This window comes from Pseudomonas sp. GW822-FHT02D10, assembly GCF_058802345.1.
The window spans coordinates 118,721-133,195 of record NZ_JBXAOB010000011.1; the positions used below are offsets into that span (position 1 = coordinate 118,721).

At 57.7% G+C, this 14,475-nt stretch carries 12 protein-coding genes; 3 read left to right on the plus strand and 9 right to left on the minus strand.

What is annotated here, in order from left to right; translation table 11 throughout:
* Positions 1-85 precede the first annotated feature (85 nt).
* The 3 genes from rpoD to rpsU form a co-directional block, all read right to left on the minus strand.
* Positions 86-1,933, minus strand: a complete 1,848-nt coding sequence (rpoD, locus tag AC1RPZ_RS18645; protein ID WP_493138420.1) for an RNA polymerase sigma factor RpoD — start codon at positions 1,931-1,933, stop codon at positions 86-88.
* Between the two features lie 67 nt (positions 1,934-2,000).
* The gene (gene dnaG / locus AC1RPZ_RS18650) at positions 2,001-3,971 is read right to left on the minus strand and encodes a DNA primase (RefSeq protein WP_493138421.1); all 1,971 of its coding nucleotides are present in this window, start codon (positions 3,969-3,971) and stop codon (positions 2,001-2,003) included.
* A gap of 487 nt (positions 3,972-4,458) precedes the next feature.
* Positions 4,459-4,674 (minus strand): 30S ribosomal protein S21, encoded by a 216-nt coding sequence (rpsU, locus tag AC1RPZ_RS18655; RefSeq protein ID WP_002551877.1) that lies wholly within the window; start codon positions 4,672-4,674, stop codon positions 4,459-4,461.
* A gap of 199 nt (positions 4,675-4,873) precedes the next feature.
* On the opposite strand from rpsU, the gene tsaD reads away from it, so the two are divergent.
* Entirely contained in the window at positions 4,874-5,899 is a 1,026-nt protein-coding gene (gene tsaD, locus AC1RPZ_RS18660) for a tRNA (adenosine(37)-N6)-threonylcarbamoyltransferase complex transferase subunit TsaD (protein ID WP_493138422.1), read from the plus strand.
* 36 nt (positions 5,900-5,935) lie between these two features.
* Here tsaD and plsY read toward each other — a convergent pair whose 3' ends face one another.
* Complete coding sequence (plsY, locus tag AC1RPZ_RS18665; protein ID WP_493138423.1) at positions 5,936-6,505, minus strand: glycerol-3-phosphate 1-O-acyltransferase PlsY; 570 nt, start codon at positions 6,503-6,505, stop codon at positions 5,936-5,938.
* Positions 6,506-6,579: 74 nt separating this feature from the next.
* Here plsY and folB point away from each other — a divergent pair, with 74 nt between their 5' ends.
* A complete protein-coding gene (folB, locus tag AC1RPZ_RS18670) occupies positions 6,580-6,933 on the plus strand; it encodes a dihydroneopterin aldolase (protein ID WP_493138424.1) in 354 nt (117 codons plus the stop codon).
* The gene (gene folK / locus AC1RPZ_RS18675) at positions 6,924-7,442 is read left to right on the plus strand and encodes a 2-amino-4-hydroxy-6-hydroxymethyldihydropteridine diphosphokinase (RefSeq protein ID WP_493138425.1); all 519 of its coding nucleotides are present in this window, start codon (positions 6,924-6,926) and stop codon (positions 7,440-7,442) included. The genes folB and folK overlap by 10 nt, the downstream gene beginning before the upstream one ends.
* Positions 7,443-7,451: 9 nt before the next feature.
* Here folK and AC1RPZ_RS18680 read toward each other — a convergent pair whose 3' ends face one another.
* The 5 genes from AC1RPZ_RS18680 to glpE all read right to left on the minus strand — a co-directional run bounded on the left by AC1RPZ_RS18680 (position 7,452) and on the right by glpE (position 14,464).
* Positions 7,452-8,681 carry a multifunctional CCA addition/repair protein gene (locus tag AC1RPZ_RS18680; RefSeq protein ID WP_493138426.1) on the minus strand — a complete coding sequence of 410 codons (1,230 nt, stop codon included), beginning with the start codon at positions 8,679-8,681 and terminating at the stop codon, positions 7,452-7,454.
* Between the two features lie 63 nt (positions 8,682-8,744).
* Positions 8,745-10,307: a SpoVR family protein gene (locus tag AC1RPZ_RS18685; RefSeq protein WP_493138427.1), complete on the minus strand. Its 1,563-nt coding sequence runs from the start codon at positions 10,305-10,307 to the stop codon at positions 8,745-8,747.
* Positions 10,304-11,575 carry a YeaH/YhbH family protein gene (locus AC1RPZ_RS18690; protein WP_493138428.1) on the minus strand — a complete coding sequence of 424 codons (1,272 nt, stop codon included), beginning with the start codon at positions 11,573-11,575 and terminating at the stop codon, positions 10,304-10,306. The genes AC1RPZ_RS18685 and AC1RPZ_RS18690 overlap by 4 nt, the downstream gene beginning before the upstream one ends.
* 351 nt (positions 11,576-11,926) lie before the next feature.
* Positions 11,927-13,849, minus strand: coding sequence for a PrkA family serine protein kinase (locus AC1RPZ_RS18695; RefSeq protein ID WP_123424092.1), 1,923 nt, complete (start codon positions 13,847-13,849; stop codon positions 11,927-11,929).
* Between the two features lie 285 nt (positions 13,850-14,134).
* A complete protein-coding gene (gene glpE, locus AC1RPZ_RS18700) occupies positions 14,135-14,464 on the minus strand; it encodes a thiosulfate sulfurtransferase GlpE (protein WP_401120892.1) in 330 nt (109 codons plus the stop codon).
* Between the last annotated feature and the right edge of the window lie 11 nt (positions 14,465-14,475).

Here is a 14,475-nt window from a genome sequence, read left to right on the forward strand (position 1 = left end):
GTAGACGGGCTATGCGAAGGGGGCGAAGCGAGGGGGATTTAATCTACAGAAAGCAAAACCCCCGGCAGGGCCGGGGGTTTTGTGATCACTCGTCGAGGAAGGAGCGCAAATGCTCGCTTCTCGTCGGGTGGCGCAGCTTGCGCAGCGCCTTGGCTTCGATCTGACGAATCCGCTCACGGGTAACGTCGAACTGCTTACCAACCTCCTCAAGGGTGTGGTCGGTATTCATGTCGATACCGAAGCGCATGCGCAGAACCTTGGCTTCACGGGCAGTGAGGCCGGAGAGAACTTCGCGAGTCGCTTCTTTAAGGCTCTCAACGGTAGCAACATCGATTGGCGACTGCATGGTCGAGTCTTCGATGAAGTCACCCAGATGGGAGTCTTCGTCATCACCGATCGGGGTTTCCATGGAGATCGGCTCTTTAGCGATCTTCAATACCTTGCGGATCTTGTCCTCAGGCATTTCCATGCGTTCGCCCAGCTCTTCCGGGGTCGGTTCGCGACCCATTTCCTGCAACATCTGGCGGGAAATACGGTTGAGCTTGTTGATCGTCTCGATCATGTGCACCGGAATACGGATGGTGCGGGCCTGGTCGGCGATCGAGCGAGTGATCGCCTGACGGATCCACCAGGTGGCATAAGTCGAGAATTTGTAGCCGCGGCGGTATTCGAACTTGTCTACCGCTTTCATCAAACCGATGTTGCCTTCCTGGATCAGATCGAGGAATTGCAGGCCACGGTTGGTGTACTTCTTGGCGATGGAGATCACCAGACGCAAGTTCGCTTCGACCATCTCTTTCTTCGCACGGCGGGCCTTGGCCTCACCGATCGACATGCGACGGTTGATGTCCTTGATCTCGGCAATCTTCAAGCCGGTTTCGGCTTCAAGTGCGGTCAGCTTCTGCTGGCAACGAACGATGTCGGCCTGCAGGCGACCAATGGCTTCAGCGTATTTGCTTTTGCCTTTGGCCAGGGCTTCGGTCCAGCTTTCGTCAACTTCGTTGCCCGGGAACTGGCGCAGGAAGTCGGCACGCGGCATGCGTGCATCACGAACGCAGAGCTGCATGATCGCGCGCTCTTGCTGACGCAGACGATCCAGGGCGCTACGTACACGCTCGACCAGGCCTTCGAATTGCTTCGGAACCAGTTTGATCGGCATGAACAGCCCAGCCAGCGCCAACATCTCGGCAATCGCCTGCTTGTTTTCGCGACCGTGCTTTTTCAGCGCCTTGCGGGTGATTTCCATCTGATCGGCCACAGCGCCAAAACGCTGTGCCGCGATGACCGGATCCGGACCGCTTTCGGCTTCTTCTTCGTCATCACTGGCTTCAGCGTCGTCGTCTTCGGTATCGTCGTCCGCTTTCACGGCTTTCGGGTCGACAGGCGGCGGTACTTCTGCAGCAGGCGGCGCAATGCCGTCGTCCGGGTCGATATAACCGCTCAGGACGTCGGACAGGCGGCCACCTTCGGTGGTGACGCGAGTGTACTCGGAGAGAATGTGGTCAACCGTGCCAGGGAAGTGCGCAATTGCGCCCATCACTTCACGGATGCCCTCTTCAATACGTTTGGCGATTTCAATTTCGCCTTCACGTGTGAGGAGCTCTACGGTACCCATTTCACGCATGTACATGCGCACAGGGTCGGTAGTGCGACCAATGTCGGTCTCAACCGCTGCCAACGCTGCAGCCGCTTCTTCCGCGGCAGCCTCGTCGGTATCGGCGTCGGCCAGCATAAGGGCGTCCGCATCCGGAGCACTCTCGTGTACCGGGATCCCCATGTCATTAATCATGCGGATGATGTCTTCCACCTGTTCCGGATCTGAAATATCCTCCGGCAGGTGGTCGTTGACCTCTGCGTAAGTCAGATACTTCTGCTCACGACCAAGGGTGATCAACTCTTTGATACGAGACTGCTGTTGCGCTTTTCCGGACATAACACCCTATCCACTGAAGGTCTTGGCGGGCAAAAAACAAGCCGAGGATTATACCTTAGCTATGACCTCACGCGCCACTTGAGGTCGGGTTTGATGCGGAAACATTCTGTTTTAAGAGGTCGCGCATCTGCTTTGCTATCTGAATCTGCTCTTCGGCAGTCAATCCTGGCTGCCGGGCTTTTTTGATCAGTTCATCGAGGGTCTGCGTGTGCTGACCCGCGGATAACCTAGTAATGGTGTCTAAAAACTGTTGTTCAAGGTTATCGCCGTCAATTAACCACTCCTTTTCTGCGAGAGCTTTCAAAAGACGTCCCTGCTCCGTTCCGTGCCAACGCGCCATTAACTGAATAGAGTTTAGCTTAGGATTTTTCTGTACGGCCTCGATCAGGGCGATTAGCACCTGCGCGTAGGTATTGCTCTCGTTGGCAAAGTGATCAGCGCTCTCAACCTTGCCCGCCAGTTGCGGGTAGTGGATGAGCGTGCGTAGGGCGATAAGTGTCGGGGCTTCTACCGCAAGCGGTGTGCGTGGGGCATGCGGTTCATCGCGATCACCACGTTTGCCGTTCTTGCTCCACGGTTTCTTCTCCCATTTCTTGCCGCCAGCGCCGGGTTTTTTCTGTGTCCACTCCTGTTGAGGTGCATAGACCTCTTGGGGTTGGTGGTAGTCGCCGTAGTCCGGCATGGAGTCGTAATCGATGCTCGGGTCGTAGGTCGGCGGTGCATCCTGCGGTGCGCTGTGCACTAGTTGGCTGACGGCTTCGCCGCTCAATCCGGTGATTTCCAGCAGGCGCTGGCGCATCAACGCTTTCAGGTTGGCACCGGGAACCTTGTCGATCAGCGGTGCGGCGAGGGTGGCCATATGGGCCTTGCCTTCGAGGGAGCGCGGATCGGCTTCTTCGGTCAGTTGTTGGAAAAAATAATCGGCCAGCGGTTGCGCATGCTGGTGGATGCGTGCGCGGAAGGCGTCGGTGCCTTCAGAGCGGATCAGCGTGTCCGGGTCTTCGCCTTCGGGCAGGAACAGGAAGCGCGCACGCCGTCCGTCCTGCAGGCTCGAAAGCGTTGACTCCAGGGCGCGCCACGCGGCGTTGCGGCCAGCCTGGTCGCCGTCGAAGCAGAACAGCACGTTGGGCACCACGCGAAACAGCCGCTTCAAGTGTTCTTCGCTGGTGGCGGTGCCGAGCGTGGCAACGGCATTGCGCAGGCCTTGCTGGGCCAGGGCGATGACGTCCATGTAGCCTTCGACGACGATGATCTCGTCAAGATTGCGGTTGTTCTTGCGTGCTTCATACAGGCCGTAGAGTTCCTGGCCTTTATGGAATACCGGGGTTTCCGGTGAGTTCAGGTATTTCGGTTTGTCGTCGCCCAGTACCCGGCCGCCAAACGCGATAATGCGCCCGCGGCTGTCGCGAATCGGGAACATCACGCGGTCGCGAAAGCGATCGTAGCGTTTGCCGGTTTCGGCGTTCTCGATCAGCAGGCCGGCATCGATCATGGCTTTTTGTTGCAGGGTGTCGCTGCTCAGGTGCTTGAACAGGTTGTCCCAGCCTGGTGGTGCGAAGCCGAGGCCGAAATCGCGGGCGATCTCGCCGGTCAGGCCGCGACCCTTCAAGTAGTCGACAGCCGCTTTGCGCGCAGGATGGCTTTTCAGCGCCTGGCGGTAAAAGTCTGCGGCGGCGGTCAGCAGCGGGTAAAGCGGCGAGTCGGTCGGTTGTCGCGGTTTATGCGGGCGACCGCTTTCCTCGCGGGGGATTTCCATGCCAGCGGCTTTGGCCAGTTCTTCGACGGCCTGGGGGAAGTCCAGGTTGTCGTGGTCCATGATGAAGCCGAGGGCGTTGCCGCCAGCGCCGCAGCCAAAGCAGTAATAAAACTGTTTGTCCGGGCTGACGCTGAAGGAAGGGGTTTTTTCTTTGTGAAACGGGCAGCAGGCGGTGTAGTTCTTGCCGGCTTTTTTCATTTGCAGGCGCGAGCTGACCACATCGACGATGTCGGTGCGGTTCAGAAGGTCGTCAATAAAGCTCTGGGGAATTAGCCCGGCCATGGCGTTCTCGTCATCACTGCGCTGAAAATTTGACCCACCCAAAGGGCGGCCTGATGCTGGTCATTGTTTTGAGGCGCGGCAGATGTGCGGCTCGACCAGGTATCGTCTGCGTATTCGTTGTCGGGAAGTGTATCTGCCGAAAATCCGCTGACGTTAGTACTCATCGGTATTCGACTGTTTGAAAGTGTTGCGCTGAGTCCCAATGGCCAATGATAGGCCTCGGATAGCTCATAAGCGGGCACGCAAAATCGTGCCTTGGGCTGATCGTCGTGAGAGGAATCAGTAAAAGGTGTGCTCGTCAGTAGCCTTGGAAGGCTCGTCAGAAGAGACGTGCACCGCTGGCAAAAGAGCCAGGTCTGACGTGTGAAGCAGATTCGTCTCGGTCGCGTCTGCGGCTTTGACGGTGAAGCATCAAGCGATATCCGCAAATGCCATAAGCCCGGCTGAGGGCCGGGCTTGGCAGAAGCTTGCTACGAACGTCTGTGTATTAGTACAGACGAACGGCGCGGCGCTGTTCGCGCTGAACTTTCTTGGCGTGACGCTTAACAGCGGCTGCTGCTTTACGCTTACGCTCAGAAGTCGGCTTCTCGTAAAATTCGCGGCTACGAACTTCAGCCAGAACACCGGCTTTTTCGCAGGAGCGCTTGAAACGACGCAGAGCTACGTCGAAGGGTTCGTTCTCTTTAACTTTGACGGCTGGCATCCAGAGCTACCTTCATTCATTACCGGGGTCAACATCCTCGCGGCAAAAATGCACTTGAAGACGTCGGTTTTTAAGGGTTGCGGATGTTAACCCCTCATCGCTCGGAATGCAAAGCCTCTGATCGAAAACCGCTGGTAGGGGCATCACGTGGCGACTATTATGCGCGCCTTCGAATTTAGCCTAAACAAGGCGCAAACCCATGCTAGTACTGGGATTAGAAACCTCCTGCGACGAAACCGGCGTCGCACTTTACGACAGTGAAAGAGGCCTGCTGGCCGATGCACTGTTCAGCCAGATCGACCTGCATCGCGCCTATGGTGGCGTGGTGCCGGAGCTGGCTTCGCGTGACCACGTCAAACGCATGTTGCCCTTGATTCGTCAGGTGTTGGCCGAAGCTGGCTGCGTGCCGACCGAGATCGATGCCATCGCCTACACCGCGGGTCCTGGCCTGGTGGGTGCCTTGCTGGTGGGGGCTTCCTGCGCTCAGGCGCTGGCATTTGCCTGGGGCATTCCGGCCTTGGGTGTGCACCACATGGAAGGCCACTTGCTGGCGCCGATGCTGGAGCCGCAACCACCCGAATTTCCGTTCGTCGCTTTGTTGGTGTCCGGTGGCCATACGCAGCTGGTTCGGGTCGATGGAATCGGCCAATACGAGTTGTTGGGCGAGACGCTTGATGACGCTGCCGGTGAGGCGTTCGACAAGACCGCGAAGATGATGGGTCTCAATTATCCCGGTGGTCCGGAAATCGCACGACTGGCTGCGCAGGGCGTTGCCGGACGTTTCGTCTTCCCGCGTCCGATGTGTGATCGGCCAGGCCTGGATTTCAGCTTCAGTGGCTTGAAAACCTTTGCCTTGAACACGTGGCAGCAGTGCGTCAACGCTGGGGACGACGGCGAGCAAACCTGCAGCGACATCTCGCTGGCCTTCCAGCAGGCGGTGGTGGAGACTTTGACCATCAAGTGCAAGCGTGCCCTTAAGCAGGCGGGTCTCAAGCGTCTGGTGATCGCTGGTGGCGTCAGCGCCAACAAGGCATTGCGCGCTTCTCTGGAGAAAATGCTCGGCGACATGAAGGGCGACGTTTACTACGCACGTCCCGAGTTCTGCACTGATAACGGCGCGATGATCGCTTTTGCCGGGTGTCAGCGGCTACAGGCCGGCCAGAAGGAAAGCCTGGCGATCAGTGTGCAGGCGCGCTGGCCGATGGAGCAGTTGTCGCCGTTGTAAAGACGGATGATCCAGGGTCGTACTCGGCAACAATATTTAAAAATGCCGTTCGCGCCCGGCAAGCAGGTCGCGTAGATTGCCGCGATGACGCCAGACGATCAGCGCTGTCAGTGCGCTCATGGGCAGCAATGCTCCCGGTTCCTGCCAGGCCAGCAGTGGCAGGGTCAGGGGCGTGGCGATCAGGGCCGCCAGCGAGCTGGTGCGGGTGAGGTAGAAGGTCAGTAGCCAGGCGCTGATGGCCAGAAGCGCTGCCGGCGGGTAAAGCCCCAGCAGCATGCCAGCGGCCGTTGCAACACCTTTGCCACCGCGAAAGCGGAAGTACAGTGGAAACAGATGGCCGATGACGGCATAGACGCCGACCCAGGCCTGTTGCTGTACCGAGAGCCCTGCAAGCCCTGCAATCAACACGGGCAGCAGGCCTTTGCAGAGGTCGCCGAGCAAGGTCAGGACGGCGAGTTTTTTGCCGGCCAGGCGTAACATGTTGGTGGCGCCGGCATTACCCGAGCCACTCATTCGCGGATCGGGGCTTCCGGTCAGGCGGCTGAGCAAAATGGCAAAGGACAGAGAGCCAAGCAGGTAGGCGAGGATCGCCAGTAACCAAAACATGCTAACTATTCCGGGCGAGGACGCCCTGATTCTAACGGCGCATTGCGCCCTTGTCGTGCTGCGGAGAAGAGTGCTTGGACAGAGTGTTTATCGAGGGGCTGGAAGTCGACACGGTGATCGGTGCCTACGACTGGGAGCGTGGCATCCGTCAGTGCCTGCGTCTTGATCTGAGTTTCGCCTGGGATAATCGCCCGGCAGCGGCGGGTGATGACCTGACCCTGGCGCTCGACTACGCCAGCGTGACGGCACGTATTCAGGCGTTCGCCGAGCAGGCGCAGTACCAGCTGGTTGAAACCTTTGCCGAGCGTCTGGCCGAAGTCTTGATGAGTGAGTTCAGGATTACCTGGCTGCGCCTCAAGCTGACCAAGCCGGGGGCTATCCCGGCTGCAACGGGCGTGGGCGTGGAGATCGAGCGCGGATGTCGCTAACTCAGGTATTTCTTGGGCTCGGTAGCAATGTCGAGCGCGAAGCTCATTTGCAGGCAGGACTGGAAGCGCTTGCCGGTTTTCTGGTGGATATGCACTGCTCTGCGGTGTTCGAAAGCCAGCCGGTAGGGATCAAGAGCGGGCCGTTTTTCAATTTTGTCGTGTCGGCGTTTACCGATCTGCCATTGATGGAACTGGACCGTCGGTTGAAGTTTATCGAGGCCGACAACGGTCGTTATGCTCCCGATCGCAAAGGCTTGCCGTTGGATATCGATGTGCTGCTGTATGGCGATCTGGTGGGCAATTTCGATGGATTGATCCTGCCGCGAGCGGAAATCCTGAAAAATGCCTTTGTACTGTGGCCGTTGTCGTTGATAGCGCCGGACAGGGTGCATCCTGGCGTGGGTAAAAGTTTTGCGACACTGTGGAGCGAGGCGCAGATCGATCAGGTCCTGGCGCCGGTGGCTTTCGAGTGGCGTGGTGAGCAGTTGACCCCCACAGCAATGCTGTAGGGGGCTTTTCTACGGAAGGGGCTGTTCCTTGTAAGCCTTCAGTGCTTTAAGGCGTTCGCGTTTCAATGCCTCGCCCAGCTCAGGGCCTTTGAATCCTTGCTCAAGCAGTGGCTGAACCGCCACGGTTCGTGCGGCGGTTGCCGCGCCTCGTAAATAATCCGCTTGTGGATAACTTCTCTGTTCAAGGCCCTTGCGGCCCCGCGCGTCCATTTCGCAGGCAACAATGAACGCTTCAAAACGCTGCGGCCGTCGGTAAACGTCGAAGCTTTGCAGCAACTCCAGCAATGTCGACGGTTTCAGTTCCAGTGCGCGATGACCATGAGTGTGGTATTCGCCTACCAGCAACGCCAGCTCCTGGCAGTCACGCGGGGCTTTGAAGCGTTCGTTGACCGCTTTGATCAGCTTCAGGCCCTTGTGCTCGTGAGCGATGTGTTTGGGCCACTGGCTCTGGGGTGTCAGGCCTTTGCCCAGATCGTGCAGCAAGCAGGCCCAGCGCACGGTCAGCGGTTGTTTGTGCAGGGCAGCCTGTTCGAGAACGCTCAGGGTGTGCACGCCGCTGTCGATTTCCGGGTGGTGGGCTTCGGGTTGCGGTACGCCGAACAGTGCGTCAATTTCGGGGATCAAGACTTTCAGGGCGCCGCAGTCGCGCAGAACCTGGATGAAAACTTGTGGCTGATCTTCCATCAGGGCGCGGGATATTTCTTTCCAGCTGCGTTCTGCGGTCAGCGCCTCAAGCTCGCCTGATTCACTGAGCTCACGCATCAGCTCCAGAGTCTCTGGGGCTACCGTGAAGCCGAGCCCGGCATAGCGCGCGGCGAAACGGGCAACGCGCAGGACTCTGAGAGGATCTTCGGCGAACGCGGGGGAAACATGCCGAAGCAGGCGAGCCTCAAGATCGCGCTGGCCGTGATAGGGATCGGTCAATTGACCGTGATCGTCTTCGGCCATGGCATTGATTGTCAGGTCGCGACGAATCAGGTCCTCTTCCAGAGTGACTTCGGGGCTGGCGTGGAAGGTGAAGCCGCCGTAGCCACGTCCGCTTTTGCGTTCGGTGCGGGCAAGCGCGTATTCCTCGCCGCTTTTGGGGTGAAGGAACACCGGAAAATCGGCGCCTACCGGGCGATAGCCCTTGGCGAGCATTTCTTCGGTGCTGGCGCCCACCACAACCCAGTCGATGTCGGTAACAGGCTTGCCGAGCAGGCGATCACGGACCGCGCCGCCGACTTTATAAATCTGCATAAAAAACCTCCGTTAGCTCGACAGGATAACCTTTGCGTCGAACTTCCGGAGGTCCGGGAGGCATCAAAGATGAATGACAGCCAGGTCCAGCCGACCGTATTCGCTCTCGCTATGCTCGCCTTTGGGCGGGACATGATGGGTTTTCATGATCTGGTCACCTTGCAGGGTTTCCAGGTGAATATCGAAGCCCCAGAGGCGGTGCAGGTGCTTGAGCACTTCTTCGGTGGAGTCCCCGAGTGGTTTGCGATCGTGTTGCTGATGACGCAGCGTCAGCGAGCGGTCGCCACGGCGGTCGATGCTGTAGATCTGTATGTTCGGTTCGCGGTTACCCAGGTTGTACTGCGCTGCCAGGGTTTCACGAATGGTTCGATAACCTTCCTCGTCATGAATGGCTGGCACCAGCAGGTCGTCCTTCTGGTCGTCATCGAGAATGCTGAAGAGTTTCAGGTCACGAATCACTTTGGGTGACAGGTACTGCAGGATGAAGCTTTCGTCCTTGAAGCTGCTCATGGCGAACTTGATGCTCGACAGCCAGTCGGTCCCGGCGATTTCCGGGAACCAGCGGTAATCCTCTTCAGTGGGCGCTTCGCACATGCGCCGAATGTCGCGATACATGGAAAAACCCAGGGTGTAGGGGTTAATGCCGTTGTAGTAAGGGCTATCGAACCCAGGCTGGAAGACCACGCTGGTGTGGGAAGCCAGGAACTCCATCATGAAACCGTCGGTCACCAGCCCCTCGTCGTACAGGTCGTTCATCAGGGTGTAGTGCCAGAATGTCGCCCAGCCCTCGTTCATGACCTGAGTCTGACGCTGTGGATAAAAGTACTGCGCGATCTTGCGTACGATCCGCACGATTTCCCGTTGCCATGGCTCCAGCAGCGGGGCGTGCTTTTCGATGAAGTAGAGGATGTTCTCCTGCGGCTCTGCCGGAAAGCGTGCGTTGTCCTTCTCGTTGTACTTGTCTGCGCCTTTTGGAATGGTGCGCCACAGGTCGTTGATCTGCTTTTGCAGGTGTTCTTCACGATCCTTTTGCCGGCGCCGCTCTTCTTCCGCGGAAATCGGGTAAGGGCGTTTGTAGCGGTCGACACCGTAGTTCATCAGGGCGTGGCAGGAGTCCAGCAGGTCTTCCACGGCGTCGATGCCATGGCGCTCCTCGCATTGCATGATGTACTGCTTGGCGAATACCAGGTAATCGATGATCGAGCTGGCGTCGGTCCAGGTACGGAACAGGTAGTTGCCTTTGAAAAAACTGTTGTGGCCGTAGCAGGCGTGGGCCACCACCAATGCCTGCATGCAGATGGTGTTTTCTTCCATCAGGTAGGCAATGCACGGGTCCGAGTTGATTACGATCTCGTAGGCCAGCCCCATCTGGCCGCGGCTGTAGGACTTCTCGGTGCTGAGGAAGTGTTTGCCATAGGACCAGTGGTGGTAACCCAGCGGCATGCCGACGGAGGCGTAGGCGTCCATCATCTGCTCGGCGGTAATCACCTCGATCTGGTTAGGGTAGGTATCCAGCGCGTAGCGGGCCGCAATACGGCTGATTTCTCGGTCGTAGGCCTGGATCAGCTCGAACGTCCATTCCGAACCGGTGGATATGGGTTGGCGCTTCTGCTCTTTGGCGGTCATGTTACTAACCTGCGCTGGAAGAGTTCACGGAAGACCGGATAGATATCCCCGGCCGAAACCAGCTGTTGCTGGGCAAACGTGTCGGAAAAGGCTTCGTTGATACGTTCGTATTCGTACCACAGGGCCTGATGTTCGCGCGGGGTAATCTCCACATAAGTGTAGTACTGCACGAATGGCATGATCTGGTTGATCAGGATGTCGCGACAGATCGGCGAGTCATCGTTCCAGTTGTCACCGTCGGAAGCCTGCGCGGCGTAAATGTTCCAGTCGTTGCTCGGATAACGCTCGGCCATGATTTCCTGCATTAGTTTCAGGGCGCTGGAAACGATGGTGCCGCCGGTTTCGCGAGAGTAGAAGAACTCTTCCTCGTCGACTTCCCGCGCACTGGTGTGGTGACGGATGAACACCACATCGATTTTCTCGTAGTTACGCTTGAGGAACAGGTACAGCAGGATGAAGAACCGTTTGGCGATGTCCTTGGTGGCCTGGGTCATGGAGCCCGAAACGTCCATCAGGCAGAACATGACGGCTTTTGAACTGGGGTTGGGCTGCTTGATCAGCAGGTTGTACTTGAGGTCGAAGGTGTCGAGCCACGGGACGCGATTGATGCGCGCGCTCAAACGCTCGATTTCTGCCTCGATTTCCTGAATATCGCCGAAGTTGTCTGGTTCTTCCAGTTTAAGTCGTGCCAGTTCCTCTTTCGCTACCCGCAATTTCTCCCGACTGCTGCCCGACAGTGCGATTCGCCGCGCATGGGCAGAACGCAGGGTGCGGATGATATTGATCCGCGAAGGGTTACCTTCATTACTGATACCGGCGCGCACGGTTTTGAAGGTGTCGGTGCCGCTCAGGTTACGTTTGACCAGGTTCGGTAGCTCCAGGTCCTCGAACATGAACTCGAGAAACTCCTCCTGGGTGATCTGGAAGACAAACTCGTCCATGCCCTCGCCAGAGTTGCCGGCCTTGCCAGGACCTCTGCCGCCACCACCTCCCGGCGGACGAGCAATATGCTCACCGCTGGTGAACTCCTTGTTGCCGGGATGCACGATGGTCTGCTTGCCACCGCGACCATGGTGAAGCACCGGCTCGTCGATATCCCGGCCGGGAATGCTGATCTGCTCGCCGTGTTCCATATCGGTAATGGAGCGCCGGCTGACCGCCTCTTCGACGGCCTTCTTGATGTGATCACGGTAACGCCGCAGAAACCGCTGACGGTTTACCGTGCTCTTGTTCTTGCCATTGAGACGTCGGTCGATCACATAGCTCATGACTGCTCCTTAGAAGCTGTCTTGAGAAATCGTGAGCGAGTCTGGCTGTAATGGGCGCGGGGCAGGGGAGGTGCGGTTTTGCGCCTCCCGTACCACCTGCGCGTTGCCTGGACTTCGCTGTCGATTTCCAAACACCTTCCTGAAACCTGTGTAACAGAAATTCTCGGCACAGGCTCCGGGCTAACGACAACCGGTCTACCGTCGATGTAAAAACTACTGCGCTCGGAAATACTGCGTTAAAAACAGGCTCGGAATGCTCATTTACAACCCGTAGACTCCGCGTCCTCGCCTGTTTTTGCCTTGTCTTTCCTTCGCTCGCTACGTTTTTACATCGACGGGTCCGGCAGCAGGTTACTGCGATTTCCTGACCCGCAGGTACCACTCGGAGAGCAGTCGTACCTGTTTGTCGGTGTAGCCGCGCTCGACCATCCGAGTAACGAAGTCGTTGTGTTTCTGTTGGTCCTCTTTGCTGGCCTTGGCGTTGAAGCTGATGACCGGCAGCAGATCCTCGGTATTCGAGAACATTTTCTTCTCGATGACCACCCGCAGCTTCTCGTAGCTGAGCCAGGTTGGATTCTTGCCATTGTTGTTGGCCCGGGCACGCAGAACAAAGTTGACGATTTCGTTGCGGAAATCCTTCGGATTGCTGATGCCCGCCGGTTTTTCGATTTTCTCCAGCTCTTCGTTGAGGGCTACGCGGTTGAGGATCTCGCCGGTTTCCGGATCGCGGTATTCCTGATCCTGAATCCAGAAGTCCGCGTAGAGCACATAGCGGTCGAAGATGTTTTGCCCGTATTCGCTGTAAGACTCCAGGTAAGCGGTCTGGATCTCCTTGCCGATGAACTCGATATAGCGTGGTGCCAGGTACTCTTTCAGGAAGCGCAGATAGCGCTCGCGGGTTTCCGCCTGGAACTGTTCCTGCTCGATCTGTTGTTCCAGCACGTACAGCAGGTGCACCGGGTTGGCGGCGATCTCGTGCGGGTCGAAGTTGAAGACTTTCGACAGGATCTTGAAGGCAAACCGGGTCGAAAGACCGTTCATGCCTTCGTCGACGCCTGCGGTGTCGCGGTATTCCTGGATCGATTTGGCCTTCGGATCGGTGTCCTTGAGGTTTTCGCCGTCATACACGCGCATTTTCGAGTAGATGTTCGAGTTTTCCGGCTCTTTGAGGCGCGAGAGCACAGTGAACTGAGCGAGCATCTTCAGGGTGTCGGGTGCGCAGTGAGCCTTGGCCAGGGAGCTGTTGAACAGCAGCTTGTCGTAGATCTTCACTTCGTCGCTGACCCGCAGGCAGTACGGCACTTTGACGATGTAGATCCGGTCGATGAACGCTTCGTTGTTCTTGTTGTTGCGGAAGGTGTGCCACTCCGACTCGTTGGAGTGCGCCAGCAGGATCCCGGTGAACGGAATCGCGCCCAGGCCTTCGGTACTGTTGTAGTTGCCTTCCTGGGTGGCGGTCAGCAATGGGTGCAGCACCTTGATCGGTGCCTTGAACATTTCGACGAATTCCATCAGCCCCTGGTTGGAGCGGCAGAGGGCACCCGAGTAGCTGTAGGCATCGGCGTCGTTCTGCGGGAATTCTTCCAGTTTGCGGATATCGACCTTGCCCACCAGCGCCGAAATGTCCTGGTTGTTTTCGTCACCCGGTTCGGTCTTGGCCACGGCGATCTGGTTGAGGATCGACGGGTAGAGTTTGACCACCCGGAACTGGCTGATATCACCGCCGAATTCGGCCAGACGCTTGGTTGCCCAAGGCGACATGATGGTGTTCAGGTAGCGCCGCGGAATGCCGAAATCCTCTTCGAGGATCGCGCCATCTTCCGTGGCGTTGAACAGCCCCAGCGGAGACTCGAACACCGGAGAGCCCTTGATGGCGTAGAAGGGCACTTTTTCGATCAGCTGTTTGAGCTTCTCGGCCAGGGACGATTTACCGCCACCGACGGGGCCGAGCAGGTAGAGGATCTGTTTCTTCTCTTCCAGGCCCTGAGCCGCATGGCGGAAGTAGGAGACGATCTGGTCGATGCATTCTTCCATCCCGTGGAAGTCTTCAAAGGCCGGATACCGACGGATCACCTTGTTGGAAAAGATGCGCGACAGTCTCGAATTGGTCGAGGTGTCCAGCAGTTCGGGCTCGCCGATTGCCAGCAGTAGACGCTCGGCGGAGGACGCATAGGCGCTTCGGTCCTTTTTGCACAGTTCGAGATACTCCTGCAGAGAGAGCTCTTCCTGGCGTGTGGACTCGAAGCGTTGTTGGAAGTGGCTAAAGATACTCATGACGTCACCTCGCTCGATACGTGGAGCCGACGTCGGATCAGTCAGTCGATGCTGGCAAGCAACTGAAAGTGCAGCTGCCTTTACCCCCCAGAACACCTTCAAAGCTATCAACCCTGAAAGCTACTCCCGATGATCCGCGCGCCGGTGTACCGGCTCTCCCCTGTTTTGGATGGCCTGAGGCTAAGGATAGTTCGGAATCCGGGAGGTAAAGGGGCAATGCGTAATTTGTTATGACTGACCGTTCGTCAGCCCACGGCGGGCGTGGGCTTGAGCGGGTGAAAAAAATTATTCGGAAGTGCCTTGCGCGATTTCCGAAGGATAAATCGTACGCCACAGCTCAAAACCACCGTCCATGCTGTAGACGTCGGAAAAGCCCTGGCTGATCAGGTAAGCCGCTGCGCTCTGGCTGGAATTACCGTGATAGCAGACCACCACGGTCGGTGCGTCGAGGTCGGCAGCGCGGATGAAGTCGGAGATGGAGTGGTTGTCCAGGTGCTTCGAACCGCTGATGTGGTTCAAGGCAAACGTCTGTGGATCGCGGACGTCGACCACCACGGCGCCTTGTTCGCGCAGGGCCTGGGCCTGTTCTGGGGGGATGCGTTTGAATTCGCTCATGGCGGGCTCCT

Excerpts from the sequence above, each read along its gene's own strand:
- rpoD (WP_493138420.1), bottom strand. The coding sequence starts at position 1,933 with ATGTCCGGAAAAGCGCAACAGCAGTCTCGTATCAAAGAGTTGATCACC.
- dnaG (WP_493138421.1), bottom strand. The coding sequence starts at position 3,971 with ATGGCCGGGCTAATTCCCCAGAGCTTTATTGACGACCTTCTGAACCGC.
- rpsU (WP_002551877.1), bottom strand. The coding sequence starts at position 4,674 with ATGCCAGCCGTCAAAGTTAAAGAGAACGAACCCTTCGACGTAGCTCTG.
- tsaD (WP_493138422.1), top strand. The coding sequence starts at position 4,874 with ATGCTAGTACTGGGATTAGAAACCTCCTGCGACGAAACCGGCGTCGCA.
- plsY (WP_493138423.1), bottom strand. The coding sequence starts at position 6,505 with ATGTTTTGGTTACTGGCGATCCTCGCCTACCTGCTTGGCTCTCTGTCC.
- folK (WP_493138425.1), top strand. The coding sequence starts at position 6,924 with ATGTCGCTAACTCAGGTATTTCTTGGGCTCGGTAGCAATGTCGAGCGC.
- AC1RPZ_RS18680 (WP_493138426.1), bottom strand. The coding sequence starts at position 8,681 with ATGCAGATTTATAAAGTCGGCGGCGCGGTCCGTGATCGCCTGCTCGGC.
- AC1RPZ_RS18685 (WP_493138427.1), bottom strand. The coding sequence starts at position 10,307 with ATGACCGCCAAAGAGCAGAAGCGCCAACCCATATCCACCGGTTCGGAA.
- AC1RPZ_RS18690 (WP_493138428.1), bottom strand. The coding sequence starts at position 11,575 with ATGAGCTATGTGATCGACCGACGTCTCAATGGCAAGAACAAGAGCACG.
- AC1RPZ_RS18695 (WP_123424092.1), bottom strand. The coding sequence starts at position 13,849 with ATGAGTATCTTTAGCCACTTCCAACAACGCTTCGAGTCCACACGCCAG.
- glpE (WP_401120892.1), bottom strand. The coding sequence starts at position 14,464 with ATGAGCGAATTCAAACGCATCCCCCCAGAACAGGCCCAGGCCCTGCGC.